4 protein-coding genes are annotated in these 3,332 nt (G+C 59.3%); 1 reads left to right on the forward strand and 3 read right to left on the reverse strand.

The window, feature by feature from the left end:
• The 3 genes from B0G75_RS39895 to zigA all read right to left on the reverse strand — a co-directional run.
• A partial coding sequence (locus tag B0G75_RS39895; RefSeq protein ID WP_146142612.1) for a GTP-binding protein occupies positions 1–257 on the reverse strand: 257 nt, incomplete at its 3' end.
• Positions 258–477: 220 nt separating this feature from the next.
• The gene (locus tag B0G75_RS39900) at positions 478–1,362 is read right to left on the reverse strand and encodes a metal ABC transporter solute-binding protein (protein ID WP_106314947.1); all 885 of its coding nucleotides are present in this window, start codon (positions 1,360–1,362) and stop codon (positions 478–480) included.
• A 167-nt stretch (positions 1,363–1,529) separates the two neighbouring features.
• Positions 1,530–2,768: a zinc metallochaperone GTPase ZigA gene (gene zigA / locus B0G75_RS39905; RefSeq protein WP_106314948.1), complete on the reverse strand. Its 1,239-nt coding sequence runs from the start codon at positions 2,766–2,768 to the stop codon at positions 1,530–1,532.
• An 85-nt stretch (positions 2,769–2,853) separates the two neighbouring features.
• Here zigA and B0G75_RS39910 point away from each other — a divergent pair, with 85 nt between their 5' ends.
• Positions 2,854–3,312 carry a Fur family transcriptional regulator gene (locus tag B0G75_RS39910; protein ID WP_121311113.1) on the forward strand — a complete coding sequence of 153 codons (459 nt, stop codon included), beginning with the start codon at positions 2,854–2,856 and terminating at the stop codon, positions 3,310–3,312.
• Positions 3,313–3,332: the final 20 nt, after the last annotated feature.

Genomic DNA, 3,332 nt, shown 5'->3' on the forward strand with positions numbered 1-3,332 from the left:
CCCAGGATCCGCACAAGGTCGCCCCGCACCGTGCAGCAGATGCAGCCATTGTTCATCTCAACGATCTGCTCGTGGCCGTCCTGCACGAGCAGTTCATTGTCGATACCCGCTTCACCGAATTCGTTTTCGATCACAGCGACGCGTCCGCCATGATGCTCCGTCAGAACGCGGTTCAGCAGCGTGGTCTTGCCGCTGCCGAGGAACCCGGTAAGGATTGTCGTCGGGATACGGCCATCATTTGAAGCAAGCCTGGTCATGATTGATTCCCTGTCAAATAAGGTTGCTCGGTCCTGCGGGGTATAACGATCAGACCGCCTTCGCGCATCGTGACGTCCAGCGCGGAGAAGTGCGCGGCCTCGACTGCCGGGCAGCAAACGTGATGACTCTGCACGCCATGCCAGCCGCCACCGTCGTCGACGATGGACGGGAAAGAGCGCGGCCGGGCATCAGGTGAGCGGACCTGTAGCCTTCAACAGGCTAGCGCTTCAGCGCGGCCGATAATGCGTCGAGTTGCGAACCCATCCAGTGCTGGAAATCTTTCCCAGGGGGTAAAGTCTCGGTCACGCTGATGGCTGGTACGTGCGAGTTGCTCGCGAGCTTCAGCATGTGCCGGGTCATTGCACTGCTCGCCTGGCTGTTGTAGATCAGGACGTATACACGGCGAGCGGTCAAATCCGTCTCAAATGACGCAATATCCGCCGCACTCGGCTCTGTATCGTTCATCGTTGCAAGCTGGAAGCGCTCGTTGCGCATGTCCAGACCGATTGCACTGGCCATGTAACCGAAAACCGGCTCCGTCGCTGTCACCGGCACGTGCTCATAGTGCGCTTTAAGGGCAGCGACCTTGTCGTCGACCGGTTTGAGCGAGCTGAGAAAGCGGTCCAGGCGAGCATCGTAGTCACCTTTATGCGCCGGATCGGTGGCTGCCAGATATGCATTCACCGCCTTCGCGACGGCGGGCATCGTCTTCGGGTCGTACCAGAGATGCGGGTTATCACCGGACTTTCGTCCCGTGAGTTGTGCCGCGACAATTGTCGCGCGGTCCGACCTTTTCGAGGCCGCCAGCAGCTTTTCCATCCACGGGTCGTAGTCGGCGCCGTTGTACACAACGAGCGCCGCATTCTGCAGCGCCCGCGCCGTCTTCGGACTGGCTTCAAACAGATGCGGATCCTGGTCTGGATTGCTCAGGATGCTGGTAACCTGCACGTGGTCGCCGCCGAGCTGCCTCACCACGTCACCGTAAAAATTCTCTGCCGCCACGACCGGGACAGGTACCGACGGTGCCGCTGCCATCGTTTGGCCGCAGACGCCGAGTGCAAGTGCAAGCGCGACTGGGTACAGCACCTTAACAAGCCTGTTCATGAATTTCCTTACTCATAGATGTAAGCGGATGCCGACTTTTTGGCAGAATCACTTTTCGGCGGCCGACTCGGATCGTTGCCGTCACGTCAGCCGCGCAGTGCGCGCAGCAGGAAAAGGTGTTCGACCGCTGCATCAATCACGTTAAGGCTGCATTCGACGGAGCGAACCTATGCCTCGATTGCATCGCTGTCCGTGCGGTCGCTTTCCGTCGCGGTTTGCGTCGGCCAGGCAGGAAACGGATCGTCATATTTTTCCCATGCATGCGGACCCACGCCCATCTCGGCATCCGTCAAAAGACACGCATCGAACCCTGCGCGCAGCGCAGCTTCGTCGATGCCGGTGCCGATGACGACCAGTTCCTGCTGGCGGTCGCCAAATGGCGCCGACCAGCGCTCCGAGATCATCGCGCGGCTTTCAGCATCCTCAGGCCAACGGCTTTGACGTACCGCGGCCCACCATCTGCCGGCCAGACCGTGTCGGGAAATCGCTCCGGCCTGAGACCAGGTCCCGACGAGGTCGTTGCGCGATGCGAGCCAGAAATAACCTTTCGAACGTACTACACCCGGCCACTCCATCTTTATCCAGTTCCAGAACCGCGCTGGATGAAAAGGCCTGCGCGCCCGATATGCAAAGCTCGTGATACCGTATTCATCACTTTCGGGGATTCGTTCGCCGCGCATCTCCCTGAGCCATCCGGGTGCCTGCGACGCAGCGTCGAAGTCAAAGCAGCCGGTCCCCATCACGGTTTCAAGCGGTACCTGACCAAACGACGAGATGACGATTTCGGCGCGAGTATTGAGGCCGCGCAGTACGCCCTTCAGTTGCGTCAGCTTCTCCGGCTGGACGAGATCCGCCTTGTTGAGAAGGATCACGTCGGCAAATTCGATCTGCTCGGTAATGAGATCCACGACGGTGCGCCCGTCCTCATCACCCATCGTTTCGCCCCGGTCACGCAGGTGGTCGTGTGAGCTGTAGTCGCGCACAAAGTTGTACGCGTCGACGACGGTGACCATGGTGTCCAGCTGCGCCACGTCGGAGAGGCTAAGGCCGCTCTCATCACGGAACGTGAACGTCTCGGCAACCGGTAGCGGTTCCGATATACCCGTCGACTCAATCAACAGATAGTCGAACCGTCCTTCCGCTGCCAGCCTCCTTATCTCGACCAGCAGGTCTTCCCGCAGGGTGCAGCAGATGCAGCCGTTGCTCATTTCCACCAGCCGCTCCTCAGAGCGCGAGAGCTGCGCGCCACCTTCGCGTATCAGGCGCGCATCAATGTTCACCTCGGACATGTCGTTGACGATGACGGCAACGCGTCTTCCCTCCCGGTTATTGAGCACGTGATTGAGCAGGGTTGTCTTGCCGGCGCCGAGAAATCCCGAAAGGACCGTGACAGGAAGTTTGTTCATAACGGATCGCGCGAGTGATTTGGTAGTTATGTTATAACATTGCACATATCTCATGTTGGTTTTTTTACTTCCACACATACCGCTAATGCGACATTTGCGACCATCGAGAGTCGGCAGGCACACAGCAGCGAAGCCCTCGCGGTTCACGCCTCTGCGACAGCTAGTGCTGGGGCTTCTGAATGCCCGCGGAGGATCTGCAACAGCCTATGAGCTACTCGAAGATTTACACCGGCAGCGTCCGCATGCCGCGCCACCTACCGTTTATCGCGCATTGCAGTTTCTGATCAGGGAAGGTCTGGTCAGTCATGTCTCAACCACAAGCACCTTTCGCATGACTGAACAGAACGGCGGCCGCCACGAGATCCTCGCCGTCTGCACCCGCTGCCATTCCGTGCGCGCACTGCATGACGCAACGCTCGAGCAGGTCCTGCTCGGTGCCGCACAGACTGCTCACTTCCGCGTGGACGGACAGCAAACCGAGATCAAGGGCGTCTGCGAGGACTGCGCGGCGCTCGCGACGGATCGTACCGTCGGCAAAAAGTAACGGTATGTTTCAATCTGTTG

The organism is Paraburkholderia sp. BL18I3N2 (assembly GCF_003001875.1).
Classification (GTDB): Bacteria; Pseudomonadota; Gammaproteobacteria; order Burkholderiales; family Burkholderiaceae; genus Paraburkholderia; species Paraburkholderia phytofirmans.